Consider the following 24,262-nt stretch of genomic DNA (forward strand, 5'->3'; position numbering starts at 1 on the left):
ACATATTGCGTTTTGCAATTCGTAATCAAACACCCCAAGCCTCAATGGAGCACCCAATGAAAACACCCTTGCAAACACTTCGCAGCACAGCCCTTGCGGTCACACTCGCAGTCTCGGCCATGCCAGCCGGCACTGCCGGTGCAGCATCAACTGAAGAGACAGTCAAATTGCTGACCGCCAACTTCCCGATGCGGCAGGTTGTTCAGGTCGAAGTCGGAGATTTCCGTTTCAAACCCGGTCAGGTGGCTCCGGTTCATACCCACGAGGCGCCGGCGATCGGTTATGTCAGCAAGGGCATGATCATCTATCAGGTCGAAGGCGGAAAGCCGCAGATCCTGCGCGCCGGAGATGCGTTCTTTGAACCGGTTGGAACCCGCATTCTTCGCTTCGACAATGCATCGGCCACCGAGGCGGCTCACTTCCTCGATTTCAATCTGGAACAGGCCAATGAACCGTTCATTGTGTTTGAGAAAAAACCGTCCGAAGCCATCGACCGCAGGCCGCTGCCGACCGTCAAGCTTGCCGGCATCCATACTGAAAAAGTGGAGGTCTTCACCAACAGGATCGATGCAGATGGCACGATAATCCTGGAAAATACCGAACCAACACTTGGTCTTGTTGCCGAAGGTGTCATCGAGCTTCGGGTGACGGGACGCCAGATTAAGCGCCTTGCGGCCGGGCAAACCTTCGCGCTTCCGACAGCCGGCTCCAAGGCAACGATCGTCAACAAATCCGCTGAAGTTCCCGCCAATGTGATTACGCTGCGGATTCACTGACCTGATGGCGGGCTGCACTCGGCCCGCCAGCTTCAGGCCGGCTTTTCGATCACTGTCTGCACGGCGCCGACGGCAGCTTTCTCCTTCACAGTGTCTGATTTCTTGTCATCATCTGCAATGCGCACAGTTACTTCCCTGTGGGCAAAGTGAATACCGTTCGCCTCGAACAGTTCCTGAATACGGTGGTAGACAACCTTGCGCACATCAAACTGGTCGCCGGGCTTGGTCATGAACTTGACCCGCACGATCATCGCGGAATCGTCCATTTGCTTCACCCCTTGTGACTTCAGGGGCTGCATGAACTTGTCACCGATCTCGGGATGATCCAGCAATTCTATGCCGAGCTTCTTGACCAGTTTCCGGACCCGTTCAATGTCGGTGTCGTATGTCAGCCTCAGCGGCAGCTTCATCATCACCCAGTCACGCGAGAAATTGGTCAGCTGCTTGATTTCGCCAAACGGGATGGTGTTCAGCGGGCCGTTGTGATGGCGCAACTGCATGGACCGGATTGATATCTTTTCAACCGTGCCCTTGGCCGATCCAATGTCAATGTATTCGCCCTTGCGGAACGCATCATCAACCAGGAAGAAGGCACCGGAAAAAATATCCCTGATCAGCGTCTGTGCACCGAACCCGATGGCAAGCCCCACCACGCCGGCACCGGCAAACAATGGTGCAATGTTCACGCCCATCTCCGACAGGGCAATCATGCCGGCAATAGTGACGATGGTAATCAGCAGAAAGTTTCTGAAGATCGGCAGTAATGTCGCCAGTCGTGTTGCCCCGGCCCCGCCTGGTTCGCCACCGACTTCCGCCTCTTCGCCTGCGTGAGGGTCCTCTTCTTCTACCTTGCTGTCGATCCACAACTCGACTGCACGATAGGCGATATAGGCCCCGAACAGGACGACTATGACGTCCAGCGAGCGGGCAACCCAGTTGGACGGATCACCAAAATTGATGCCCCAGATCTGCGCAATCGCAGCCAGCCCGAGAAAGGCAATGCCAAGCGCTGATGCATGTTCGATCAACCCCTTGAACACCGAACCGGACCCCGTGTCGCCATCAGTCGCTTCCACCTGCTCTCCCGATGTGCCGGCAGTCACACCTTCCTGTTCCGCCTCCGCTGCAGCTGCCGCCAGTTGCTGCATCCTACTGTGCCCGGCAAACAGCTTGTCGATCAGCACCAGGGTAATGCCGTACACAACAAGCGCGGCAATCAAGACAGCAAGCGGCGCCCCCACCAATCCGCTCGATGCCGGCTGGTCCAGCAGCAGACGCACGGCAGAAACCGCCCACGCGCCCAGGACATAGGTGATCAGGATGACATGCCATGACCTGGCCAGCGCGCGCAGCCAGAACGGTTTTTCATCAAGGCTGCCAAATCCGGCGATTGCCTGTGCAACTGCGCTTCGATGTACCACTGCAATGCCGCAAAACAGCAGTGCCGAAATCAGCGAGCCGAACATCAGCATCAGCTTGTGCGTGCTGACATCGAGCCCCAGGTGATCCATCCACACGCAAACGCCGATGATGGAAAGCGAGATCGCAGTGGCAATCAACAAGGTCTGATAGAGGCGTTCTGCCTCCGCATCATCCATGTTGATCATTCGGTAGTTGGGCACGCTCGGCACCAGGATGTTGATGTAGATGGACCGCATCAGCCGGTAAGCCATATAGGTCCAGACCACTGCAAGGCCTGTCGCCCTGCTCGGCATGTGATCGCCTGCATAGATGATGACGATGATGCTGCCAACCGCTGCCACGAACAATGCGAACAAGCCGAATGTCGTTCCTCTGAACAGCAGATAGCCGATTTTCTGCTGCCTGCTGGTGGGGACCTCGGGAACCCTGGGGGCAAACACGTCCCTGACCCAGTTGGCAACCGGCTTCGCCGCCAACCGCCCCAGCACAACACCGGCAAGGCCCGCCACGAAAGCATAGAACAACCAGTTGATCTTGTCGTCGGGACTGGCCTTGGCCAGCGTGGACTTCATGTTGCCAAGCGCCTGTTCCGCATTGCCGAGGGTGAGTTTGAAACGGAACAGGGCCCGGTTGAGGATATCCGAAATTCCCGGGTCATTGGCGTTCTGGCCTGCCTTGGCCGCATCAGTGGAGTTCCCCACAACAATGACGGTTGCACCCTCCCGCGCCGCCTTCTCCAGGGCCGGTTTGATGGCATCCACAACATTGGTTGAACCTGTAGTGTCCTGTGCGGCCACCGGCAAACTCGCCGTATGCAATGTAAACACCATTGCCAATACAACTGCACAGATTATACGCCGCCACCCGGTTGGTTCCGGAACTGCCATGCCCCATCCCTCCATGTGTCACCCCGCCTCCGGCTTCCTGCCGGGCACGGGCGACTGCCGGCCAATCTTGCCTGACCGGTTCTGCCTGGATGTTAGTTCATCGGCAAAGGTGACCGCAACGGATAAGAGATCATCCTGGTCGTCCGCAACCCTAGCTGGCACCCAATATATCCAGCATCAGTTCAGCATCGGCGTTGCCGCCGGACAGCGTGGCCGCCACGGTCTTGCCCGTGCAGTCGACCTTGCCGGCGAGCAGCGCGGCCAGTGCCACGGCGCCGCCGGGCTCAACGACAAGTTTCAGGGTTTCAAATGCAAACCGTACTGCCGTGCGTACTTCATCTTCCGACACGGCCAGCCCGCCGGACAGGCGCGGCTGGTTGACCGAGAACGTCAGCTCGCCAGGTGTCGGCGTCACGATCGCATCGCAGATCGACATGGCGCCCGGTTCGTTGCTGACCCGTTCGCCCGCCACCAGCGAGCGGCCGTAATCGTCAAACCCCTCCGGCTCGCAAGCGTATATTTTCGCATCCGGCGCCATGGCCTGAACGGTCAGGGCCACGCCGGCGGTCAGTCCGCCGCCGCCGGTACATACCAGCATGGTATCCAGCGTCTCACCGTGTTCCTTAAGGTCTTCGACAAGTTCAAGCCCGGCTGTTCCCTGCCCGGCAATGATCCACGGGTGTTCGTAAGGCGGCACCAGTTGCGCACTGCGTTCAGATGCAATGGCATTGCCGATAGTCTCGCGGTTCTCACCGAACCGGTCATAGGTGACGATTTCCGCCCCCAGCGCGACCGTGTTGCGTTTCTTGATGGCAGGCGCATCTTCCGGCATGACGATCAGCGCCGGAATACCCATCATGCGCGCAGCCGCTGCAACGCCCTGGGCGTGATTTCCGGACGAATACGCCACCACACCGCCGGAATTATCCTGTGCGTTGAGCCTTGAGATGAAGTTCCAGGCACCGCGAAACTTGAATGATCCGGTCCGCTGCAGGCACTCCGGCTTTAAAAAGATTCGCCCGCCGGTCACTTCATCCAGAACATCGGACCGGACCAGTGGCGTACGGACGGCACGCCCTTTAAGGCGTTGGGATGCTTCAACAATATCGCTGAATTCCGGTGTTTTAAACTGCGGCACGGCCATCATTTTGCATCACCTATCTTGAACATTGAGGCTCAGGTTACCACATCTGCATCATCAGTTATCCAAAAACCGGAGGGATTTACACATGACTACGCTTGCGCGTAACAAAGGCCGCTGGACCCCGCTCGCAGTTGCAGCTGCGGTTCTCGGCTTTGTAACCTGGTGGCCGATCGGCCTCGCCGTAATTGCCTACATTATGTGGGGCGGCAGCGTTGACGATCTGGCACGCGAAGGAGTTGACCAGGTCAAGGCGGCTATCAAACCCGCTACCACATCAACCAGCACAACCGGCAGCGCGGCTTTTGACGCCTACCGGGCAGAAACCCTGCGCCGTCTGGAAGAGGAACAGGCCGAATTCAACAGCTTCGTCACCAAGCTGCGTGACGCCCGCGACCGTGAAGAATTCGAACGCTTCATGTCGGACCGCGACATTGCAATCGAAGCTGAAAAGACCAGCGTCAAAAGCTGATCTTCAAGCCACCTATTCTCAATGACAGGCCCGGACCTTGCGTCCGGGCCTTTTTGATGCACTCCGCCAGGCAGTCAGCAATCAGAAATTCGTCTTCTTGTCAGATGAAACACTGAACAGAGGTGTAATTTGAGCGCGGATTGTCTTGTCCTTCCACGGCACAAGGCCATAGTCGCCACACCATTTGGCCTTGAACACCTTGGGCTCGCCCTCGACCTTGAAGGAGAACGTGAGACACTTGCCGCTCTTGCGCACCTTGCCACCGGTAAATACGCCAGGCACCTGCAATCTGATACGGCAGTCCTTGCCCAGGAACGCATTGGTTGACTCGTTCTTGCCACGGAAACTGGCGGAAATCTTGTACCGCCCGGGCTTCGCCCAGCCATACCCGCAGTCAGCCGCCACGGCTTGGTTTGCATCGGCAACCAGGAACACACCAGCCATACCAGCGGCCAGTACGGCACTTACGATATTTCGCTTAATGAAAGTCACAATCCTTCCTCCAGCCAGTCAGTTTTTCCGACAAACTACCTCACGAAAGCCGATAGCGCCATACTTGTCCCAAAATCTGGCATCCGTTCGACGCTATGGTCGAGCCCGCAAGCGTGGAAACGTCTTGCCGGCTTGCATGGCCCTGCACATTCAGGTCGGCTTACTGGCTGGCGGCTGCAGGTTTCTGGACGTGCTCTCCCCAGTGCCTGGGCGTCATAGCACGCAAAGTTTCAAACCTCCAAGGCGGGCCGTACTCAACCAGCGATATTGATGATGTATTCGGGATCTCCAGTAAACTGAACGCCCAATTCAGACCCGTTCATCCAGCGCAACTTGCACGGCAGGGCAATGTCCTCGCTGTTGATCAATATCCTGAAGGTATGAGGGACAAAACGCAGCGGGACCGATATCAGCCCTGCCCCCAACAGGCTCATGTCTTTCATGTCACAGAATACTCGGCAGCCATTGTTGCCAAGCAACAAGCTGACCGGTTGGCCAATCGGATAGCGGGGATGGGAATTACGTCTTTCATTCATGGTCAGATGCTATAGCTCAAACACACTCTCAGGTGGTCTGAAACCACTCAGTGCAACTAACAAATGGTTGCTCCGGCCTGCCGTCGGTTCCAATGCCCATCCCCTGTCACACGTCTTTGTGGCAGTTCCGGCGCCGTAACCAGGTACTTGTAGACGAGAAGGTCAGGATGGCGTTGACCAGGATGTAAGTCCGTGTAGGTATTGCTCAAAGCCGGTATTGCAGCTAGTCAAAGGTATTCCCCGAGGCAGGCAGCGGCCCGTCATTGCAAAAAATGAAGGAAGAAAACATGGATGTTTCAGGCAAGAAAATTGTGCTGTTCGGAGGCACTTCAGGTATCGGTCTGGCAGCAGCCCGGCAACTGGCGGCACTTGGTGGCAAAGTCACTGCGATCAGCCGAGACCCGAGCAAGGCGGGTGACCCCGGTGCAGGTATCAGCCTGAAACAGGGGGATGTGCGCGACGGCGAGGCGCTTCAGGCGCTGTTCAAGGAGCTTGCGCCCTATGACGTCCTGATCAGCGCCGCCACCGGTGGTGACCGGGCAATCGGCCCGTTCCTGAGCATGGACATGGACGGTTTCAAAGGCTCGTTCGACAAGATGTGGGGTTATGCCAACGTGGTTCGCTATGGCACCGAACACCTGGCCGACAATGGTTGTGTTGTTCTGGTCTCCGGCACACCCGCGCGCAAGACTCGCCCGGGACAGATCGCGCTGACTTCCGTTGGCGGTGCCGTTGAAGCCTTTGCACGCGGCGTCGCACCGGAACTTGCGCCCAAGCGCATCAACGTCGTCTCACCCGGTCAAATCGATACCCCAATGGTTGGCCTGAAAGGAGATGAGCGCACCAATTTCTATAACAAAGCCACCGAACGGAATGTGATCCCGCGCGCAGGCACGGCCGATGAAGTGGCGCAGGGCATCGTCTTTGCCGTTCAGAACGAATTCATCACCGGGACAACCATTGACGTGGACGGTGGCTTGCTAGTGTCTTGAGTGTTCAGCGTCAGTGAATTGTGCTGGTGTATCTGCCGCAGCCCTCATGAGCACACCGCTATGCGCTGCTTGACGCTGCAGGTTGTTCAACGCATCCGCTTGGTTCAGAATGTGAAACTCGGGCAAAAGGATAAGCCGGGGCAACGGGCATGACGTTATCGAAATCGGAGTTGCGTGCTTTTCAGGAGTTCGAGCAGTCGGGCTGGGAAACCGCCGCTGACCCCTATCATCAGCACTGGGGTTTCCTGTCCAGCCAATCCGCAGACCCGATGCTTGATGCTGCCGAGGTCACCCGTGGCAGCAAGGTTCTGGATGTCGCGACCGGAGCCGGATATGTCGCGGCATCAGCCGTGCAGAGAGGCGCGAGGGCTGTCGGGATCGATTTTTCCGCCGCGCAGATCGACCTGGCCAGACAAACCTTTCCGGAAGTGGAATTCAGAAAGGCGAGTGCCGAAGCACTGCCGTTCTCTCCAGATACGTTCGATGCTGTGGTCATGGGGTTCGGCATGAACCATATGCCGGATCCCGAAGCGGCATTTGGCGAAGCCTGCAGGGTTCTGAAACCTGGCGGCCGTTTCGCATTCACGGTGTGGTCGCAACCCAACCCCGGCGAAGGCTTCGGAATTGTCCTGTCGGCCATTGAAACCCACAGTGCGGCATATGCCAGCCTGCCTCCTGCGCCACCCTACTTCCGCTTTGCGAACCCGGACGAGACCGCCGCAGTGTTCACTCAGGCCGGCTTTGTAGAACCGGCCACCGTGACCGTGCCGCAATACTGGCGCCACACCTCACCGGATCAGGTGTTCGATGCCTTCAACGAGGGCGCTGTTCGCGCCACCGCCATGTTGCGGGCCCAACCCGCCGACGCGCGGCACGCCATACGATCTGAAGTGAAAAGCGAAGTGACCAAACTGCGCCAGGGCGATTACTATGTCATCCCAGTGCCAGCCGCACTGTCTTCGGCGACAAAACCGTAAGAACATCAGTTCTCCGGCCGCCAGCGTTCACGCAAGCCGACAGCAACGCAGCTACCAGCCCTTGAAGTCGAGGAACCCCTGCCCGGTCCAAACAAGGTCCTCGTCGACATCACCGATGTTGGCGGCGTCCTTGCCGTCATACTCAAACGCGTTGAGAACAATGCGGATGGCGTTCAGGCGGGCCCGCTTCTGGTCATTGGCATCGAGCACCGTCCACGGCGCATGATCGGTGTCGGTATTCCGGAACATGTCTGTGATCGCCCGGGTATAGGCATCCCACTTGCGCACCGACTTGGTGTCGATGGGCGACAGCTTCCATTGCTTCAGGGGGTTGGTCTTGCGCTCGTAAAACCGTTTCAGCTGTTCCGGGCGTTCCACCGTCAGCCAGAACTTGAACAGGTGGATGCCTTCGCGCTCCAGCATGCCTTCGAACACCGGGGCTTCCATGAAGAAATCCTGCACCTGGTCTTCACTGCAGAAACCGAACACCCGTTCAACGCCTGCCCGGTTGTACCAGGAGCGATCGTAGAACACCATTTCTCCTTCGGTCGGCAGGTGGTCGATATAGCGCTGGAAATACCACTGGCCGCGCTCGACATCCGACGGTTTGGACAGGGCCACGGTGCGTGCTGCCCGCGGGTTCAGGTTCAACTGGAAGCGCCGGATCGTGCCGCCCTTGCCGGCTGCATCACGGCCTTCGAACACCATCACCACCCGCTCATTGTTCTCTCGTACCCAGCGTTGCAGCTTCACCAGTTCGACCTGCAGGGCTTCAAGATGGTCTTCATACTTGGATTCCTTGATTTTCTTGTCGCGGATATAATCGCCATGCGGAAACGTGTGGGCGTCAATTTCCGGCGGAAGATCGTCAAATTCCAGCGACCACTGTTTCGCAGCTATTTTCCTGGCAACCATCTTCAATGCCCTTCATAAACCGGGGTCACGCCCCCTAACGCCATCTGTCTGCCGCACCATACCCCAGATACGCCGCCTTGAGGTATTGAACCCGCAAGGATGGTAAAACAAACCGCCCGGGCAGTGATTGCATCATGGCCGGCAGCGCGTCTTTATGTTGCCTCGTACCTGCGATCACGTCCGCCAGCCGGTTGGCCGCATAGCTTGCCATGGCCACGCCGTTGCCGTGCCAGCCGAAGGCGCCCCATACATTGTCCATGCCGTCAATCGGCCCGGCAAACGGCAGCCTCGTCGACGTCATGCAGACCAGCCCGCCCCAGGAGTATTCTGTTTCGACGTGTGAAAGCCGGGGAAAGAAACTGTCAAAATCGGCCCGCAGCGAGCGCTGGATCGCCTTCATGCCCTCAGGCGATGCATCTGTGCCGCCGCGTCCGCCAAACATGAAGCGGTTGTCCGGCAGCAACCTGAAATAGTGCAGCAGGTTCAGGGTATCGTAGGACGGGTCGGTCCGAGTCCAGCCCTGCGCCTTCAGTTCGTTATCGCTGATCGGGCGGGTCACGATAATCCGGGTCAGCGCCGGCAACAGCCTGCCGCCGATGGCTGCGGGCAGTGTTTCATCGGTATAGCCGTTGCTGGCCACAAGCACGGTTTTCGACGTCACCTGTCCGGCGCCCGCCTTGAGTGTATGCAGCCCGGTTTCCGAGTTCCAGTCTGTTACCTCGGAGTTTGAAAATACCGTCACTCCGGCATCGATAGCCGCCCGCGCCAGCCCGCGCACATATTTCAGCGGGTGCAGCCCGAAGGTAATGTCGCTTTGCAGGCCGGCATGAAACGCATCGCTGTCATTGCCGCGCTCCGCAAGCTCTTCACGGCTCAAGAATGTAGAGTCGATGCCGAAGCTGTCTCGCAGGAAAGCCTGTTCCTCCTTGAGGTCCTTTATCGCCGTTTCATTGTGCGCCAGTTGCAGTTCACCGTTTCCGGTGCGTTCCGCGTCGATACCGTTGGCGGCAAGGAATTCACCGACAAAATCAACCGCCTCACGCTGCGCTGTATGAAACCGCCCGGTTTCCTGGAGACCGAACCGTTTGATCATCTGGCCATAGGAGAGTTTCGATGAACCCGGGCAGCAGAACCCGCCATTGCGTCCTGACGCACCCCAGCCAATGTCACCGGCTTCCAGCACACACACCTTGAGCCCGTGGGCTTTCGTCAATTGCAGGGCAGCATGCAGACCCGCATAACCGCCGCCGATGACCGCCACATCTGCCGTGTGTGCACCGTCCAGCGACTGTGTGGTCCGGCCCAGCGGGTCAGCGGAGGCTTCCCAGTAACTAGGCACAGTGGTGGAAAAATCAAAAGCGGCAGGGTGATAAAGTCTCATAAGATCGGGATGGTTTTGGTTGCTTCAGCCAAAACCATAAACCTGATCGCACACAAAGTGTTAGTGCAACTTCATGGTTTCTTCGAAACCCAGAAGTTGCACTAGCTGGAACCTGATGCGGCAACCGGAAAACGTCAAGCAATGAAACGGGGGTTGCAGACCACCGCGGGCAACAGATAAACAGGAATTGGTGAGTTTTTCCGTTTACAGTCCATGTCATTCAAACCGATCACATTGCTGGCCTGCCTGAGCATTGCCCTTTCGGCGGCGGTACCGATTTGCGATGCGCGCCCGGTCACCCGCGAACAGGGCCTGCACAAGATGTATGGTCAACTGGTGATCAAGGGCTTTGCCGGGTTCAGCGCAAAAGACCCGCGCGTGCGTACCGTGCGCAAGGCGCTTGAGCAGAGCCTGCTCGGCGGGGTCATCCTGTTCCAGAAGAATATCAAGAACCCGAAGCAAGTCGCTGCCTTGACTCAGGTTTTCCGATCTGCCGATATCCGCTACACCCCGATCATCGCGGTTGACGAGGAAGGCGGTGCCGTCGAGCGCCTCAACCGCGCCAAGGGGTTCACCTACACACCCGGGCATTTCCGCATGCAGCAGCGCAGTACCGTTGCCCAGGCCCGCAAGCGTTATGACGGCATGGCCAGGGAGCTGGCCGATGCCGGTTTCAATACCAATTTCGGCCCCGTCGTCGATCTGCGCCTCAATCCTAAGAACCCGGTCATTGCCCGCAATTACCGCTCGTTCGGCATCCACCCGCTTTATGTGGCACGCTATGCGCAGAGTTTCGTCGCCGCCCATGATGCGACCGGCATCGGCACCGCACTGAAACACTGGCCGGGCCACGGCTCATCGACAAAGGACAGCCACCGGCACTTTGTCGACGTCACCAGGCACTGGCAGCGCATCGAGATTGAACCGTACCGCCGCCTGTTCGCCAAGGGTTATTCGGGCATGGTGATGACGTCGCACGTCTATCACCGTGACTGGGGCAATGCCCAGAAACTGCCCGCCTCGCTGTCGCCGGTGGCCATCAAGACCATGCTGCGCGATGACCTGGGGTTTGACGGCGTGGTCATCACCGACGACCTGCAGATGCGCAGCATCAGTTCCAGACGCAAGCTGGAAGATGCCATCATCATGGCCCTGGCGGCAGGCAATGACATTGTGCTGATCGGCAATGTGCTGGCGCAGGCCCCGTCGAACCCCGACTTCGCCGTTCGTGCCATAGCCCGCGGCGTCAGGGACGGCCGGTTGAATTTCAAGCAATTGTACCGGTCATGGCAGCGCGTGATCGCCTACAAGGCCCGCATCAGGCGTTAGACAATAGCTTCGATATCATGACGAAACTTTGAATGCGCATGGCTGGCGGATGGGCTATACAGGCCCCATGCAGATGATTTCAAAAGCCCTCGCTGCGGCGCTTTTCCTGTGCCTGATGTCGCTCAGCGTCAACGCGGCCAGTCTGGTCATGTTCGATCGCAAGGGCTGCCCGTGGTGTGCCAAGTGGCATGCCGAGATCGGGGTTGAAACTTACAATGCCGGGCCTGAAGGGCGCACTGCCCCGCTGCGTGTGCTGGATGTCGCCTCACCGCGCCCCAAGGACCTGAAAGGCATTGGCGGCATTGTCGGCACGCCGACATTTGTATTGGTCGAGAATGGCCGCGAGATCGACCGCATGGTCGGTTATCCCGGCAAGCAGGTGTTCTTCGGCAAGGTCCAGCTGATGCTCGACAAGCTGTCCGGCGCCGACAAGCAGTACAAGACCATAATTGTGCAGTAGCCGGAACTGATCGACGCGCATTGATCTGTCGCATTGACGCAGCAAGCGGGTTTCCTCACATGTTCGCAAAGATACATTCCAATCTGCTGGAGACTGGACGCCCATGAACTTCGACTTCACCAATGCCCTGTTCGGGCTGGCAGGCGGTATTCTTATCGGCCTGTCGGCGTCCCTGCTGCTGCTGGCCAATGGCCGCATTGCCGGGATCAGTGGCATCACCGGCTCGCTGGTTGCATTAAAGCTGCCTGCCGCCTGGACTGAAAGCCTTGTGTTCCTGGCAGGTCTCGTGGCAGCACCTGCCCTTTATGCACTGCTCATCGCCCCTCCCGCCATCACCATAACCGGGTCCGTGCCGCTGCTGATCGCAGGCGGCGTGCTGGTCGGCATCGGCTCTCGCCTGGGGTCGGGCTGCACCAGTGGACACGGCGTTTGCGGCATGTCCCGCCTCTCCAAACGCTCGATACTGGCGACACTGACTTTCATGGGTGTTGCCATCGCGGTGGTCACCGCCTCCCGCACCCTGATGGCTGGCTGAAGGGAGGACTTTGAAATGCGCAGACTTGTCGCCCTTCTTGCCGGTTTGATCTTCGGCCTCGGCCTAGTGGTTTCAGACATGATCAATCCGGCCCGCGTGCTCGGATTCCTCGACCTGTTCGGCGGCGCATGGGACCCGACACTTGCCTTCGTGATGATCGGGGCGGTAGCGGTCATGGCGGTTGCATGGTCAATGGCCGGCACGCGGAAGGAACCGGTTTTCGGCGGAGACATGCCGGGCGCCGCTTCCAGCCTGATTGACGGCAAACTCATCGGCGGCGCCGCCGTCTTCGGTCTCGGCTGGGGTCTGGTGGGCCTGTGCCCCGGCCCGGCTCTCGCCGGTCTGCTGGTCGGCGGTGTACCGGTGCTGGTGTTCATCGCAGCGATGATTGCCGGCATGGGGGCGCTCAACCTGGTCAACCGGGCCTGATTCCTGCCTGTGCACAACCTCGCCTGTCCGGTGCTGTTATCGCCATAAAAGTGTTACGCTAGGTTACCGACGTAACCGGAGTGCATTGTGCGATGACCGGCAAGATCATTACCGTTACCCAGCAAAAAGGCGGGTCTGGCAAGACCACACTGGCCGCTCACATTGCCGTCGCCTGCGCGAAAAACCGCAAGCTCAAGACCGCCATTCTCGATACCGATCCGCAGGGCAGCCTCGGGCGCTGGTTCATGGCGCGCAAGGAACACGCCAATGGGGCGGGGCCTGACATGACCTTCCGCACCGCCAGTGCATGGGGTGCGCGCTATGAGGCACAAGCGCTGGCGGAAGAGCACGATATTGTGGTCATCGACACCCCGCCAAAGATGGGCGTGGACGGCAGGCCGGCAATCGAAACCGCCGACCTGGTTGTGATCCCGGTGGCCCCGTCACCGGTAGACCTGTGGGCGACCGAACCCACCATCGAAATGACCAGGGGCGAAAAGAAACCGGCCCTGATGGTGCTCAACCGCGCCAATCAGCGCGCCCGCCTGACCGGCGAGATCGCCGAAGCATTAAAGGAACTGGGGACCACGGCAGCCGAAACCATGATCGGCAATCGCATCATTTTCGCATCGTGCATGGGCGATGGCCGGTCGGTGATGGAAAGCCAGCGTTCAGGCCCGGCAGCGCGTGAAATTCTCGAACTCACCCATGAAATCGTCATGAGCCTGAAACAGCAGGACGCGGCCTAACCCTTCAGCGCCGCAATCACCTCGTCTGTTTTCACCACTTTCGACACGTTCTGCAGGGCGAAGTTGATCGATGCATTGTGCCATTCCGCGTTCATGGTCGAACAGCCGTCTTCCGGGATCACCATGTGATAGCCCTTGTCAGCACCTGTACGTGCCGTGTGCTCGATGGACATGTTGGTCCACGCACCGGTCTCGATGATGGTATCGCGCCCCGTCGCCTTCAATATGGTTTCAAGGCTGGTGCCTTCCCATGCGCTCATCCGGCTCTTGGTCACCACGTGATCGCCGTCTTTGGGTTCGAGCCCGGACACCGGCGCCACGCCCCAGGTGCCGCGCACCAGCGCGTTGGCATCGCGCAGGCCTTCAAACAGGGGCGCGTTCATGGTGACGCCCGGTGCGCCCGGCTCGACAATGAACCAGACATGGATCACCGGCACGCCGGCGGCCCGGCAGGCATCCGCCAGCCGCCTGATATTCTCGATATTGTTCTGCTGCTTGCAGTGGCCCGGTGAGCCTGACTCGGCAAACGCCCCACCGTCGATGACAACGTCGTTCTGCATGTCCTGGATGATCAGCGCGCAGCGAAACGGCTGCAGGAGCAATCCGTTCCCAGCCGGTGGCGATGCCGTTGCTTGCGCAGACGCGGAGGCTGTGGGGGCGGGAGAAGACGATTGCGACGCCCCTGCCCCTGCTTTCATGAACGGTTCATTGCGCGGGCCGACCCTGGTCTCGACGGAGTACAGCGAATGGGTGGCGCAGATGAACAGCGTGCGCCAGTCCTCGCCGCCCCAGTGAATATTGGCAACCAGTTCCGGCACCTGCACCTTGCCGATCAGCACGCCTTGCGGATTGTAGACCCAGATACCGGCGGGCGCGGTTACCCAGACATTGCCGTGCATGTCGCACTTCATGCCGTCCGGCACACCCGGCTTCATGCTGTCATGGATACCGGAGGCAAACTGCCGGCCATTGGCCAGCTTGCCGCTGGCAGTTACGTCGTAAACGCGAATGTTGGCCTGCACCGTGTCATTGATGTAGAGCAGTTTTTCGTCCGGCGAGAAACACAAACCATTGGGCTGGGTAAAGGTATAGCGGTCCACAACCAGTTCAGGTTCCGGGCCCGGCGCTGCCCCAGCGGCTATCTTGAAGACGCCCTGGAACCCGAGCTGCACTTCACGCTCGACCCCGAACCCCGGCATCCGGCCATAGGTCGGATCGGTGAACCAGATCGAGCCGTCCGACTTCACCACAAGGTCGTTAGGGCTGTTCAGCTCGCGGCCTTCATAATGGCTGGCCAACACCTGGCGGCTGCCGTCCGGACGAAACCGGGCAACCGACGACGTAGCGTGCTCGCAGACCAGAAGGTTGAGGTCGCCGTCATAGGTCATGCCGTTGCCCTTGTTGGACGGGTGCATCACCTCCCTGACGCCATGGCTGTCCCACCGCCGCCGCTTGTCATCCGGCATGTCGGAGAACAGCAGGTACTGCTCCGCCGGATGCCAGATCGGGCCTTCGGTGAAATTGAAACCGGTTCCCAGTTGCAGGACCGGGGCATGCTCGTCGATCAGGTCACGGAATGACGGATCAAGCGCATCATGTGCCATGGCGGGTTTCTCCTCTAGGTCGGTGGGCCGCTACATCGGGAACCAGTCACGGTTGGCAACGGTCTCGGTGATCGGTCCGGGCACGCTCATGCCCAGCCTGCCGACAACCTGCTGGTGTTCGATCTTGGCCGGGCGGTCATGCACCGGCAGCAGGAAGGTGTAATTGGTCAGGAGCTTCTTGATGGCCCCTTTCTCCGCCCGTTTGGACTCCGAATGATTGCCAGTCACACGCGGCTCCATCCAGTTGTTGGTGTTCACGTGGTTGACGATCTGGTCGTTGAAATCATAGATCACGTCACCGCAGATACACGCGAGGCCTTCCGCCGTCTCGACGATCACGTTCATCGATCCTTCGGTGTGCGCTCCGGCGGCCTCGCACCACACCCCGGGAATGATTTCTTCGGCACCGGTTATGTCCAGGTCGAGGAAGCGCATGGCCTCGGGTTCATAAATCCGGTCGACCAGGTGCTTGATGTCCGGCTTGGGATACTGCGGATACATGATGCCGGACACCGAGAATTCCATCTCGCGGCGGTTGAGCACCACCGTGGTGTTCATGTTGAAATGATCATCCTTGCCGGCATGATCGATGTGCAGGTGAGTGTGCAGCACATAGCGCACGTCGCCCATCTTGACGCCATGTTTGGCCAGCTGGTTTTCAATCATGTTGTCGTGGAACTGCAGACCGCGCATGCCGAGCGATTCCATGATCGCATTGTCGCGATAGCCCGTATCAACCACGATCGGGTACCTGCCGCCCAGAATGAGGAAGCCGTAAACCGGCACCCGGCGAATGCGCCCGCACTCATGCCCCAGCACCAGGAAGCTGGTTTCCAGCTCGATATCGCCGTAATCGAGAATCTTGATTTCAAGTGCCATTTTGCAGTTCTCCCTTCGTGGCTTCGACCGCTTGGCGGCCCGTCCGTTTTATTCGTCCGGGGCCAAGGCCCTAGAGTTTGTAGACCCGCTGCGCGGTGTCATGAAAAATTGCTTTCTGGTCCGCCTTGGACAGGCCCGAAGCGCCCTTTTTGAAAGCGCTCACCAGGCCTGCATAGCTGGTCCAGAGTTTCTCGATCGGATAATTGGAGCCGAACAAACAGCGTTCAGCACCGAATATTTCAACCGTGTCGGTCAGTAGGGTCTTGATGTGATCAGCATCATTGCGATGAATGAACGTGCCGAAGGCCGACAGTTTCGAAACCACGTTGGGTTCGTTCGCCAGCCGCTTCATACCGTTGCGCCAGGCTTCCACACCTTTGTCAGACAAGTCTTCCAGCATGCCGGCATGCTGCAGAACGAAGGTTACATCCGGACAGGCCCGGGCCAGTTTGGCCGCATCCTTCATCTGACCGGTAAACACCTGCAGGTCAAATGACCAGCCATAGTCCGCCAGCTTTGCGACATTGTTCTGCACCTTCGGGTCGGCGGGCAGATCAGGCCGCGAGGCAAACCGGTACATCGGCTCCTCGTGCCAGTGAAACTGCTGCCGGATGCCGCGCATCAGCGAATTGACTTTCAGTTTTTCAAGCTGCGGGCGCACGTCGTCCACGGTGAAATCCGCATAGCCGACGATGCCATGCGGCCAACCGGAGCGATCCGCCACCGCCTGCACCCAGGCGGCTTCATCGGCAAACCAGTTTGGCGCCCAGTTGGCCTGTACATAAACCGACTTAGTGATGCCCGATCCCTTGATGTCATCGAGGAATTCCTCGATCAGGTAATCGCGCATGATTGCCTTGTAGGGGCCGAATATGCGCGGCTGCTCCGGACCCAGCAGCCAGGGCAGATCGGCCTGCCGCCAGATGTGGTGATGGGCGTCGATGATTGTCATCTATGCAGCCTCCTGCCTGAGGGAAAGAACGCGCTCGCACAGCGCGCTCACCGAGCTGCCGTCTTCAATCGAATCCAGGTATGGCAAAATAGCCTGCATGGCCGCTGTTTCGGGCCGGTATCCGGCATCGCCCGCCAGCGGCGTGAGCCAGATCAGCTTCCACGACAGGCGCGACAGCTTTTCAACCGCGTCGACCAGGGTCGCGTGATCGCCGCGTTCCAGCCCATCCGACAGGGTCAGTACGGCCGCGCCCCGGGTGAAACCGGCAAACCGGGGAATGTCCAGGAATGCCTGCAGCGCATCGCCCAGCCGGGTGCCGCCGTCCCAATCCGCGACGATGCCGGAAACAAGGTTCAGGGCCTGCGCCCGGTTGCGCACTTTCATGGCGCGGGTGACCCGCGTCAGCCTTGTGCCGAGAGTAAAAATCTCAATGCGCTGGCCGGCCTGCGCCAGGGCGTGGGCAAAGCGCAAGTAGCTGTCCGTCTGGTCCTTCATGGAACCGGACACGTCAATCAGCAGCACGATCCGGCGCTGGCGCAGCTTGCGCCGCAGCTTGGGAAGCTCAATCACCTCGCCGTCGCGCTGCACCGCCTGGCGAAACACCTTGCGCATGTTCCAGCCATCTCCCTTGTTGGCGGCGGCGCGCCGGTAGGACCTGCGCACCGGCAACCGCTCGCGCGCCACTCTGCGGAAGCGCCGCAGGGCTTCAATTTCGTCGACACCTGCAAACTGGCGCGTCGACAGCACCTCGTCGCCCGTGGCTTCACCGCCTGCTTCATTAAGTTCGTCGGGCTCCGGCGGATCACCATCGCCTGCTGCTTCCTCGCCGACGAGAATTTCATCCTCGTCGGGTCCCGATGCCGGCACCGGGATCGACTGGCCCAGGAACTTCATGCGAAACAGCGCATCGAATTCGGGGCGCCGTTCCGGCGGCGGCGCAAACATGGCGCGGCCCGCCTGCAATATATCGCCCATATCACGCGGCCCCAGCAGGCCCACTGCCTCGACGAAGCCCATGGTCTGTTCCGGCGCGACGGAAAACCCGTTCTCGCGCAGCAGGGATGCAAACTCGACAAACGGTTCAGCCGCGCGCGGCAATGGCTGGGTGATGCTCATGCCGCCGTCCCCGTCACCAGTTGGTCGAGCCGGTCATGCACGAAATTGAGATCGTCCTGGTCCTTCAGCGCCACGCCGATGGCGCGCTTGAACGCGTCAGGCCATTGCGCACCCTGTGACTGCAGCAGCGTCGCGGCTTCTGCCCACTCAACCGTTTCGGCGACACCCGGCGGCTTGGTCAGCGGTTCTGCCCGCAACCGGCCCACGGCAGCCACGACCCGGTCGGCGGTATCACGCGCCACCGAGCTTGCCCGCATCATGACGATCTCGGCTTCACGCAACGCATCCGGATAGTCGATCCAGTGATACACACAACGCCGGCGCAGCGCTTCGTGCAGTTCGCGCGTCCGGTTGGAGGTCAGCACCACCACCGGACGCTGGTCCGCACGCACCGTGCCGCGTTCGGGGATCGAAATCTGGAAATCCGACAGAAATTCCAGCAAGAACGCTTCGAATTCATGGTCCGACCTGTCGATCTCGTCGATCAGCAGCAGGGCATTGCCACCGGACTGCAGCGCGTCCAGCATCGGACGCGCGATCAGGAAGTCGTCCTTGTAGATATTGACATATTCATCGCCGGCCTGCCGGATCGCCAGCATCTGGCGCGGATAATTCCATTCATAAAGAGCTGCCCCGGCATCGATGCCTTCATAGCATTGCAGCCGGATCAGCCGCCTGCCCAGGATCGATGACAGCGCCTTTGCCGCCTCGGTCTTGCCGACGCCCGGTGCGCCTTCCAGCAGCAGCGGCTTGCCCAGCGCCAGCGCCAGGTAGGCGGCCGTCGACAACCCTTCATCCGACAGGTACTGCGCGCCCTGCAAAGCTTCGTGAAGCTCCGGCGGGTTGGAAATCCCTGCTATGGTCGGGTTGACGGGCATGAGGTCTGTTGTCCGCTCCTAGAGCGCTATGAGGTTAAATTGATGCATTTGACCGCGGCGATTTTGGTCACTGGCTAGGCGGATTGCACGCCGTGGTGTAGCCCCACCACAAGTGCGATCCAACGACGCCAGAGGGCAAAATCGCCCGGCCCTTGCACTAATGTCTTCAACATCCTGGTTCTCCTCGGGGTGGGGAAAATCGGTCCATCGGCGTCGTTGCGCCGCTTGCCCGATGCACAGCATCGCGCTGCGCGACGCGCCTAGCCGAGTGAACCGATTTTCCGCCATCAAATGCATCAATTTAACCTCATAGCGCTCTATCGCTGGCCCTGCGGCTGGGCGCCGCCATTGGCCTTTATGCCGCGCAGCACCTTTTCAGGCGTGATCGGCAACTCGTCTATACGCACGCCCACGGCATTGAACACCGCATTGGCGACTGCAGGCAGCACCGGGTTGGCGCACATTTCCCCCGGTCCCTTGCCGCCGTAAGGACCATCCGGTGCAGGCCGTTCGAGGATAGCAATATCGTGCGGGGCAATGTCTCCGGGTCCCGGCATCACGTATTGGTTGAAGTCAGTCGGACCATGTGATCGTTCCGGGTAATAAGGCTCTGTTGTTTCCCACAAGGCATGGCTCATGCCCATCCAGGCACCGCCGACCAGCTGTTGCTCAACCATGCGCGGGTTGAGCGCCCTGCCGACCTCATAGGCCGAGTTCATCTGCTTGACGTCAACCTCGCCGGTTTCATCATCGACCTCGATGTCCACGACGAGTGCGGCGTGGGCATAACACGATACCGGTGTCATCTCGCCGGTCTCGGGGTCCACATCCGACATCGGAATCAGGAAGATGCCGCGTCCCGACACGGTCTTGCCCTGCTTGAACTGGGCCGCGCCGCAGGCCTCGCCTGTCGATATGGACCTGGACGGTGCGCCGCGCACGAAGATATTGCCCTTGCCGTCCGTCTCCAGGTCGGCTGCATTGACTTCAAGCTCTTCGGCCGCTGCCTCAAGCATCACCGAACGGGCTTCCTTGGCTGCCTGTATCACCGCATTGCCGACACGGTGCGTGCCGCGCGAGGCAAACGAGCCCATGCAGTGCGGGCCGGTGTCGCTGTCGGCAGTGTCCACATAGACATCCTCGACCGGGACGCCGAGGGTTTCCGCCGCAATCTGGCGAGTCACCTGTTTCATGCCCTGGCCCAGGTCGATGGAGGACAGCGCGACAGCAAACTTGCCGTCCGGATTGGAGTGCACCAGCGCCTGGCTCGGATCACCGCCGAGGTTCATGCCGATCGGGTAATTGATGGAGGCAAAACCCCTGCCCTTGTGAATGCTCATGATCAGCGCCTCCTGAAACCGGAATTGGATGCGAAACGACTGTAGCCGGGCCGGTTGACCGGACGTGCCGACGGCGGCGGTGTGATTTCTGACGGCGGGGCTGCGGGTGGTGATGCGGCAGGCGCCGGTGCCGGTGCTGCCGGCGGCGGGGTTTGCGCAGGCGCCGGCTGATAGGCAGGCGCGGCTGCCGGATGGGCATAGGCCGGTTGCTCGGCCGCAGGTTGTGGGGCTGCGGGTGGCGGCGACGCAGGCGGCGGTGTCGTATAGGCAGCAGGAGTCGGTGCAGGCGTGGAAGGTGCAATAGTGCGGGTCTGGCCGCCGCTGCCACGCCCGGCCCGGCGGTCACCGATCTTGCCGTCTTCATCGGTCACGGTGTGCGGGATTTTGGCTCGCTCGCCACCACCCCCGACCATCGACGATGCCTGTTTGAACTCATCCCGGATCGGCCAGTTGGCCTTTTCCGCCGCCACTTGCGCGCACTCGATCAGCGCACAGTTCTTGGCTTCGCGGCGATGGGCCTTCATGTCCCCGTCACGATAGGCATTCAGAATCCGGAACTCGACCGGGTTCATGCCGACCTCGTGCGCGATCTTGTCCATCTGGCTTTCAATGGCAAAATCCACGCCCGTCACACCGAAGCCGCGCATGGCGGTCGCCGGTGTCCGGTTGGTGAACACGCAGAACACATCCGACTTCACATTGGGAATATGGTACGGCCCGGGCAGATGCGCCGTACCCTTGATGATGGCGTAGCTCGACAACCGCGTGTAAGCACCTGAATCGAAATACCCGGTGAACTGGCGAGCAATTATGTGCCCGTCATTCATCACCCCGTCCTTCAGGTACCAGCGCTCACCGCCGCGCGGTGCGCCCACCTGCATTTCTTCTTCCCGGTCCCATACGAAACGGCACGGCTTGCCGGTCAGCATGCAGGCCAGGATCGCCATCGGCTCGACCAGGCTGTCGACTTTTCCGCCAAAGCCGCCACCCACCGTGCCACCGATGAAGTGCAGCCGGTTGGAACTGACATTGAGCAGCTTGGCCGCCGTGCCCAGCGAGAAGAACAGGGCTTGCGTCGAGGTGTAGCAGACAAACCGGTCATTGGTTTCAGGCGCCGCGATGGCCCCGTTGGTCTCAATCGGCGCCTGTTCGATGGGCGACATCTGATACCGCCCCTCGACAATCCTGTCAGCCTGGGCAAAGGCCGTTTCCACATCGCCATAGCGCAGCTTCTGGTGATCATACTTGTCGTGATAATCAAACGTGTTGTTGGGATAGACGTCGTTCACCACCGGTGCCTCAGGCTTCAGCGCCTCTTCCACGTCGAGCACATGCGGCAGCACTTCCCAGTCCACCCTGACGGCGGCAACAGCATCGCGGGCCTGCCGGTCCGAAGCTGCAATAATCGCAAGTACGGGTTCACCGATGTAACTCACCTTCTTCGACGACAGCAGCGGCTCGTCATCGCGCCCGAAGTTCAAAAGGCTCAACAGCGTATTGAAGTTGTTCGGCACGTCCTCCGGGCGAATGATCCTCACCACTCCCGGCATGTTTTCAGCTTGTGAATAGTCCACGGACCGGATGCGGGCGTGATGATGCGGACTGCGCACGCAGCGAATTTGCAGCAGGCCCTCAAACAGATGGTCATCAAAGTATGGCGACCGGCCGGTGACATGGCCCAGCGCATCCTGGCGCTGGGTCCCCTTGCCGATCTCGTTGAGATCGTCGTCGCGTTCATTGGCAAACAGCTCTTTACGGAATTCCACGGTCATGGGGGTTATGCTTCCTTATGCGCTGCGCCGTCCGGCACCGTTTTGCGCGGCGTCGAGAATGGCATCGATAATGGGTTCGTAGCCGGTGCACCGGCATATATTGCCGGAGATCGCTTCGACGACCTCATCACGGCTCGGGCTCGGATTGCGGTCCAGCAGGGCCTTGGCGGCCATCAGCATGCCGGACGAGCAGAATCCGCACTGGGCAGCGAAATGCCGCATGAACGCGTCCTGCAGCGGATGCAGACCAGCGCCTTCTGCAAGCCCGCCGGTGCTGTTCAGAGACCTGCCTTCAACCGTTTCCGCCAGCGTCAGGCAACTCAGGTGCGGCTCACCGTCAATCAGCACCGTGCAGGCTCCGCAGGTGCCCTGCCCGCAACCGTATTTCGGCGACAGGTCGCCTACCCCGCGCCGCAGGACGTCCAGCAGGTTCTGCCCGTCTTCCACGAACACCGCCTTGCTTTCGCCATTGAGGGTAAATTGTACCGGTTTCTTGCTCATTGGCTGCTACCCTTCCAGCAGTGCGCGCTTGAGGTGAACGGGAGCCACTTCGCTGCGATACCAGGACGACGCAATCGCATCCGTCGGCGGTTTAACACCGCTGGTCGCAGCCGCCAGTGCATTGGCGATGCCCGCTTCATCCAGCGAGGCACCCTCCAGTGCCTGCTCAACCGCGGTGACGCGCATCGGCGCAGGCCCCATTGAGGAATAGGCTATGCGGGCACCTGAAATCCGGCCACCGGACTGCGGCACCCAGGCTGCTATCGTCATCAGCGATACGCCCTTCGGTTTCACCCGGCTGACCTTCTTGAACCTGAACACGCCCGACTGCGGCCGGACGATGGAAACCGATGCGACCAGCGCGCGCGGTTCACGTCCCCGGTCACGCAGGAAATCGGTCAGCGCGGAACTCTGCCCGCCGGCAAGCGTCACCTGGCAATCGAGCACCAGCAGCGCTGCCGTCATGTCACCATACGGGTGCTCGGCGAACAGGTTGCCGCCGACCGTCGCCATATTGCGGATGGCAGGCCCGCCAACTGCACGCGCCACCGGGTGCAGGAAGTCAAGGTCACGGCTGGCCAGTATCTGGGCCATTGTCACCCCGGCGCCGATGACCAGGCGGTCGCCCTGCGGCTGTACCTGCTTGAGCGCAGGGTCATTGGCCAGCACTATGGTGCTGAATGACTGATCACCTTCATTGACCGCCCGCATGATCAAGGTGCCGCCGCCCATGAACCGTGCCGCCCGGTCCCCGGACAGGGCAGACGCTGCTTCTGCAGAACTGGCAAATGTCTTGACGCTGATACTCATCCTGTTCCTTCCGGCATGTCTTCAGGCCGCCACGCCCATATGACTTCGAATGGCCTCAAAGCCCGCTTCGTAAATGTCGCTTCCAACCAGTTTCTGCAACTGGGATTCCTCGCCCGCCGGCGTGGAGAAACTGCCTTCCCACTGCCAGAACGTGCGGTCGCCATCGGTCACCGGAAACAGCCGGACATGGCTGACATAGTTGAACAACGGCACCGGCGTATCGAGCAGGCAGTAGCTGTAGGCGGCATCGATGTCCGACAGGGTCATCAACTGTTCGCGCAGCAATGACCCGTCCTGCAGGTGAAACTTGCGGATACAGCCGACAATGTCGGACGCCCGTCCACGCTCAATCTCGCTGTCTGCCACCGCCGGATGCCAGCGGTCATGTCCGTTGAAGTCGCGCAACACATCCCACACCGCGTCAATCGGTGCGTCCAGTATCGTGCTTTTCAAGACCTTGACCATGAAACCCTATCCGCCGAAATGCCGCTTCAGGGCATCGAATCCACCCTGAAAAACATTGGTTGCAATTCCGTTGGACACATCCGCCTCGACGTCCGGAGAGCAGTCGAACTCCGCCGACCATTCGACAAAGCACCGGTCACCGTCGCTGACCGGGGTCAGTCGCAGGGTCGCAACATAGTTTTCGATCGGCATCGGGCTTTCCAGAATGGAATAGGTGCAGAACGTGTCGTAGTCGCTCAGCGCCAGCAGTTGCTCACGGATCTGGTCGCCGTTCTGCAGGCGGAAGTTGCGGATGCAGCCCACCTTGTCGGACGGTTCGCCGTTCTCGATCTGGCTGTCGGCAATGCGCGGATGCCAGCGCGGCAGGCCGTTGAAATCGCGTACCCGTTCCCAGACCTTGGTGGCCGGGGCGGCAATGACGCTGGATACATATACTCGTGCCATGTCTGTTG

26 protein-coding genes are annotated in these 24,262 nt (G+C 60.0%); 9 read left to right on the plus strand and 17 right to left on the minus strand.

The window, feature by feature from the left end; translation table 11 throughout:
* Nucleotides 1-56 precede the first annotated feature (56 nt).
* Entirely contained in the window at nt 57-776 is a 720-nt protein-coding gene (locus tag DHN55_RS19280; protein ID WP_337660552.1) for a cupin domain-containing protein, read from the plus strand.
* 32 nt (nt 777-808) lie between these two features.
* Here the strand turns inward: DHN55_RS19280 and DHN55_RS19285 are convergent, their stop codons facing one another.
* Nucleotides 809-3,085, minus strand: a complete 2,277-nt coding sequence (locus DHN55_RS19285) for a mechanosensitive ion channel domain-containing protein (RefSeq protein WP_108883318.1) — start codon at nt 3,083-3,085, stop codon at nt 809-811.
* 151 nt (nt 3,086-3,236) lie between these two features.
* Nucleotides 3,237-4,232, minus strand: coding sequence for a threonine ammonia-lyase (locus tag DHN55_RS19290; RefSeq protein WP_337660553.1), 996 nt, complete (start codon nt 4,230-4,232; stop codon nt 3,237-3,239).
* Nucleotides 4,233-4,314: 82 nt separating this feature from the next.
* Here DHN55_RS19290 and DHN55_RS19295 point away from each other — a divergent pair, with 82 nt between their 5' ends.
* Entirely contained in the window at nt 4,315-4,698 is a 384-nt protein-coding gene (locus DHN55_RS19295; protein ID WP_108883174.1) for a DUF2852 domain-containing protein, read from the plus strand.
* Between the two features lie 81 nt (nt 4,699-4,779).
* On the opposite strand, the gene DHN55_RS19300 is transcribed toward DHN55_RS19295, so the two are convergent.
* Nucleotides 4,780-5,190, minus strand: a complete 411-nt coding sequence (locus DHN55_RS19300; protein WP_337660554.1) for a hypothetical protein — start codon at nt 5,188-5,190, stop codon at nt 4,780-4,782.
* A gap of 254 nt (nt 5,191-5,444) precedes the next feature.
* Complete coding sequence (locus DHN55_RS19305) at nt 5,445-5,726, minus strand: PilZ domain-containing protein (protein ID WP_108883176.1); 282 nt, start codon at nt 5,724-5,726, stop codon at nt 5,445-5,447.
* A gap of 287 nt (nt 5,727-6,013) precedes the next feature.
* On the opposite strand from DHN55_RS19305, the gene DHN55_RS19310 reads away from it, so the two are divergent.
* Both DHN55_RS19310 and DHN55_RS19315 read left to right on the plus strand, forming a co-directional pair.
* Nucleotides 6,014-6,718 (plus strand): SDR family oxidoreductase, encoded by a 705-nt coding sequence (locus tag DHN55_RS19310; protein ID WP_108883320.1) that lies wholly within the window; start codon nt 6,014-6,016, stop codon nt 6,716-6,718.
* 149 nt (nt 6,719-6,867) lie between these two features.
* Entirely contained in the window at nt 6,868-7,695 is an 828-nt protein-coding gene (locus DHN55_RS19315; RefSeq protein ID WP_108883177.1) for a methyltransferase domain-containing protein, read from the plus strand.
* 51 nt (nt 7,696-7,746) lie between these two features.
* Here DHN55_RS19315 and ppk2 read toward each other — a convergent pair whose 3' ends face one another.
* Nucleotides 7,747-8,610 (minus strand): polyphosphate kinase 2, encoded by an 864-nt coding sequence (gene ppk2, locus DHN55_RS19320; RefSeq protein ID WP_108883178.1) that lies wholly within the window; start codon nt 8,608-8,610, stop codon nt 7,747-7,749.
* Between the two features lie 34 nt (nt 8,611-8,644).
* Nucleotides 8,645-9,991 (minus strand): FAD-dependent oxidoreductase, encoded by a 1,347-nt coding sequence (locus DHN55_RS19325; RefSeq protein WP_108883179.1) that lies wholly within the window; start codon nt 9,989-9,991, stop codon nt 8,645-8,647.
* Nucleotides 9,992-10,204: 213 nt separating this feature from the next.
* On the opposite strand from DHN55_RS19325, the gene DHN55_RS19330 reads away from it, so the two are divergent.
* The 5 genes from DHN55_RS19330 to parA all read left to right on the plus strand — a co-directional run bounded on the left by DHN55_RS19330 (nt 10,205) and on the right by parA (nt 13,493).
* Nucleotides 10,205-11,320 carry a glycoside hydrolase family 3 N-terminal domain-containing protein gene (locus DHN55_RS19330; RefSeq protein ID WP_108883180.1) on the plus strand — a complete coding sequence of 372 codons (1,116 nt, stop codon included), beginning with the start codon at nt 10,205-10,207 and terminating at the stop codon, nt 11,318-11,320.
* Nucleotides 11,321-11,387: 67 nt separating this feature from the next.
* Nucleotides 11,388-11,780, plus strand: coding sequence for a thioredoxin (locus DHN55_RS19335; RefSeq protein ID WP_108883321.1), 393 nt, complete (start codon nt 11,388-11,390; stop codon nt 11,778-11,780).
* Nucleotides 11,781-11,883: 103 nt separating this feature from the next.
* A complete protein-coding gene (locus DHN55_RS19340) occupies nt 11,884-12,315 on the plus strand; it encodes a YeeE/YedE thiosulfate transporter family protein (RefSeq protein WP_108883181.1) in 432 nt (143 codons plus the stop codon).
* Nucleotides 12,316-12,330: 15 nt separating this feature from the next.
* Complete coding sequence (locus DHN55_RS19345) at nt 12,331-12,744, plus strand: DUF6691 family protein (protein ID WP_108883182.1); 414 nt, start codon at nt 12,331-12,333, stop codon at nt 12,742-12,744.
* 92 nt (nt 12,745-12,836) lie between these two features.
* Entirely contained in the window at nt 12,837-13,493 is a 657-nt protein-coding gene (gene parA / locus DHN55_RS19350; RefSeq protein ID WP_108883183.1) for a ParA family partition ATPase, read from the plus strand.
* Here parA and DHN55_RS19355 read toward each other — a convergent pair.
* From DHN55_RS19355 to DHN55_RS19405, 11 genes are all read right to left on the minus strand, one after another.
* Nucleotides 13,490-15,097 carry an isochorismatase family protein gene (locus DHN55_RS19355; protein WP_108883184.1) on the minus strand — a complete coding sequence of 536 codons (1,608 nt, stop codon included), beginning with the start codon at nt 15,095-15,097 and terminating at the stop codon, nt 13,490-13,492. The two genes, parA and DHN55_RS19355, sit on opposite strands and share 4 nt — an antisense overlap.
* A gap of 30 nt (nt 15,098-15,127) precedes the next feature.
* Nucleotides 15,128-15,976, minus strand: a complete 849-nt coding sequence (locus DHN55_RS19360) for an MBL fold metallo-hydrolase (protein ID WP_108883185.1) — start codon at nt 15,974-15,976, stop codon at nt 15,128-15,130.
* Nucleotides 15,977-16,046: 70 nt separating this feature from the next.
* Complete coding sequence (locus tag DHN55_RS19365) at nt 16,047-16,928, minus strand: amidohydrolase family protein (protein WP_108883186.1); 882 nt, start codon at nt 16,926-16,928, stop codon at nt 16,047-16,049.
* A complete protein-coding gene (locus DHN55_RS19370) occupies nt 16,929-18,044 on the minus strand; it encodes a VWA domain-containing protein (RefSeq protein ID WP_108883187.1) in 1,116 nt (371 codons plus the stop codon).
* Nucleotides 18,041-18,922: an AAA family ATPase gene (locus tag DHN55_RS19375; protein ID WP_108883188.1), complete on the minus strand. Its 882-nt coding sequence runs from the start codon at nt 18,920-18,922 to the stop codon at nt 18,041-18,043. Before DHN55_RS19375 ends, DHN55_RS19370 begins: the two co-directional genes overlap by 4 nt.
* Before the next feature lie 317 nt (nt 18,923-19,239).
* On the minus strand, nt 19,240-20,262 hold the full coding sequence (locus tag DHN55_RS19380) for a molybdopterin cofactor-binding domain-containing protein (RefSeq protein ID WP_108883189.1): 1,023 nt from the start codon (nt 20,260-20,262) through the stop codon (nt 19,240-19,242).
* 2 nt (nt 20,263-20,264) lie between these two features.
* Nucleotides 20,265-22,034, minus strand: coding sequence for a molybdopterin cofactor-binding domain-containing protein (locus DHN55_RS19385; protein WP_108883190.1), 1,770 nt, complete (start codon nt 22,032-22,034; stop codon nt 20,265-20,267).
* A gap of 15 nt (nt 22,035-22,049) precedes the next feature.
* The gene (locus DHN55_RS19390; RefSeq protein ID WP_108883191.1) at nt 22,050-22,535 is read right to left on the minus strand and encodes a 2Fe-2S iron-sulfur cluster-binding protein; all 486 of its coding nucleotides are present in this window, start codon (nt 22,533-22,535) and stop codon (nt 22,050-22,052) included.
* A 6-nt stretch (nt 22,536-22,541) separates the two neighbouring features.
* Nucleotides 22,542-23,345: an FAD binding domain-containing protein gene (locus DHN55_RS19395; RefSeq protein WP_108883192.1), complete on the minus strand. Its 804-nt coding sequence runs from the start codon at nt 23,343-23,345 to the stop codon at nt 22,542-22,544.
* Nucleotides 23,346-23,366: 21 nt separating this feature from the next.
* Entirely contained in the window at nt 23,367-23,810 is a 444-nt protein-coding gene (locus DHN55_RS19400) for an SRPBCC family protein (protein ID WP_108883193.1), read from the minus strand.
* A 6-nt stretch (nt 23,811-23,816) separates the two neighbouring features.
* Complete coding sequence (locus DHN55_RS19405) at nt 23,817-24,254, minus strand: SRPBCC family protein (RefSeq protein ID WP_108883194.1); 438 nt, start codon at nt 24,252-24,254, stop codon at nt 23,817-23,819.
* Nucleotides 24,255-24,262 lie beyond the last annotated feature (8 nt).

This window comes from Anderseniella sp. Alg231-50 (genome assembly GCF_900149695.1).
GTDB lineage: Bacteria > Pseudomonadota > Alphaproteobacteria > Rhizobiales > Aestuariivirgaceae > Anderseniella.

Coding starts and splice junctions, on each gene's coding strand:
- DHN55_RS19365 (WP_108883186.1), bottom strand. CDS start 16,928: ATGACAATCATCGACGCCCATCACCACATCTGGCGGCAGGCCGATCTG.
- DHN55_RS19290 (WP_337660553.1), bottom strand. CDS start 4,232: ATGATGGCCGTGCCGCAGTTTAAAACACCGGAATTCAGCGATATTGTT.
- DHN55_RS19385 (WP_108883190.1), bottom strand. CDS start 22,034: ATGACCGTGGAATTCCGTAAAGAGCTGTTTGCCAATGAACGCGACGAC.
- DHN55_RS19325 (WP_108883179.1), bottom strand. CDS start 9,991: ATGAGACTTTATCACCCTGCCGCTTTTGATTTTTCCACCACTGTGCCT.
- DHN55_RS19355 (WP_108883184.1), bottom strand. CDS start 15,097: ATGGCACATGATGCGCTTGATCCGTCATTCCGTGACCTGATCGACGAG.
- DHN55_RS19295 (WP_108883174.1), top strand. CDS start 4,315: ATGACTACGCTTGCGCGTAACAAAGGCCGCTGGACCCCGCTCGCAGTT.
- DHN55_RS19360 (WP_108883185.1), bottom strand. CDS start 15,976: ATGGCACTTGAAATCAAGATTCTCGATTACGGCGATATCGAGCTGGAA.
- DHN55_RS19390 (WP_108883191.1), bottom strand. CDS start 22,535: ATGAGCAAGAAACCGGTACAATTTACCCTCAATGGCGAAAGCAAGGCG.
- DHN55_RS19285 (WP_108883318.1), bottom strand. CDS start 3,085: ATGGCAGTTCCGGAACCAACCGGGTGGCGGCGTATAATCTGTGCAGTT.
- DHN55_RS19375 (WP_108883188.1), bottom strand. CDS start 18,922: ATGCCCGTCAACCCGACCATAGCAGGGATTTCCAACCCGCCGGAGCTT.
- DHN55_RS19400 (WP_108883193.1), bottom strand. CDS start 23,810: ATGGTCAAGGTCTTGAAAAGCACGATACTGGACGCACCGATTGACGCG.
- DHN55_RS19315 (WP_108883177.1), top strand. CDS start 6,868: ATGACGTTATCGAAATCGGAGTTGCGTGCTTTTCAGGAGTTCGAGCAG.
- ppk2 (WP_108883178.1), bottom strand. CDS start 8,610: ATGGTTGCCAGGAAAATAGCTGCGAAACAGTGGTCGCTGGAATTTGAC.
- DHN55_RS19330 (WP_108883180.1), top strand. CDS start 10,205: ATGTCATTCAAACCGATCACATTGCTGGCCTGCCTGAGCATTGCCCTT.
- DHN55_RS19370 (WP_108883187.1), bottom strand. CDS start 18,044: ATGAGCATCACCCAGCCATTGCCGCGCGCGGCTGAACCGTTTGTCGAG.
- DHN55_RS19280 (WP_337660552.1), top strand. CDS start 57: ATGAAAACACCCTTGCAAACACTTCGCAGCACAGCCCTTGCGGTCACA.
- DHN55_RS19340 (WP_108883181.1), top strand. CDS start 11,884: ATGAACTTCGACTTCACCAATGCCCTGTTCGGGCTGGCAGGCGGTATT.
- DHN55_RS19345 (WP_108883182.1), top strand. CDS start 12,331: ATGCGCAGACTTGTCGCCCTTCTTGCCGGTTTGATCTTCGGCCTCGGC.
- DHN55_RS19380 (WP_108883189.1), bottom strand. CDS start 20,262: ATGAGCATTCACAAGGGCAGGGGTTTTGCCTCCATCAATTACCCGATC.
- DHN55_RS19405 (WP_108883194.1), bottom strand. CDS start 24,254: ATGGCACGAGTATATGTATCCAGCGTCATTGCCGCCCCGGCCACCAAG.
- DHN55_RS19335 (WP_108883321.1), top strand. CDS start 11,388: ATGCAGATGATTTCAAAAGCCCTCGCTGCGGCGCTTTTCCTGTGCCTG.
- parA (WP_108883183.1), top strand. CDS start 12,837: ATGACCGGCAAGATCATTACCGTTACCCAGCAAAAAGGCGGGTCTGGC.
- DHN55_RS19305 (WP_108883176.1), bottom strand. CDS start 5,726: ATGAATGAAAGACGTAATTCCCATCCCCGCTATCCGATTGGCCAACCG.
- DHN55_RS19395 (WP_108883192.1), bottom strand. CDS start 23,345: ATGAGTATCAGCGTCAAGACATTTGCCAGTTCTGCAGAAGCAGCGTCT.
- DHN55_RS19310 (WP_108883320.1), top strand. CDS start 6,014: ATGGATGTTTCAGGCAAGAAAATTGTGCTGTTCGGAGGCACTTCAGGT.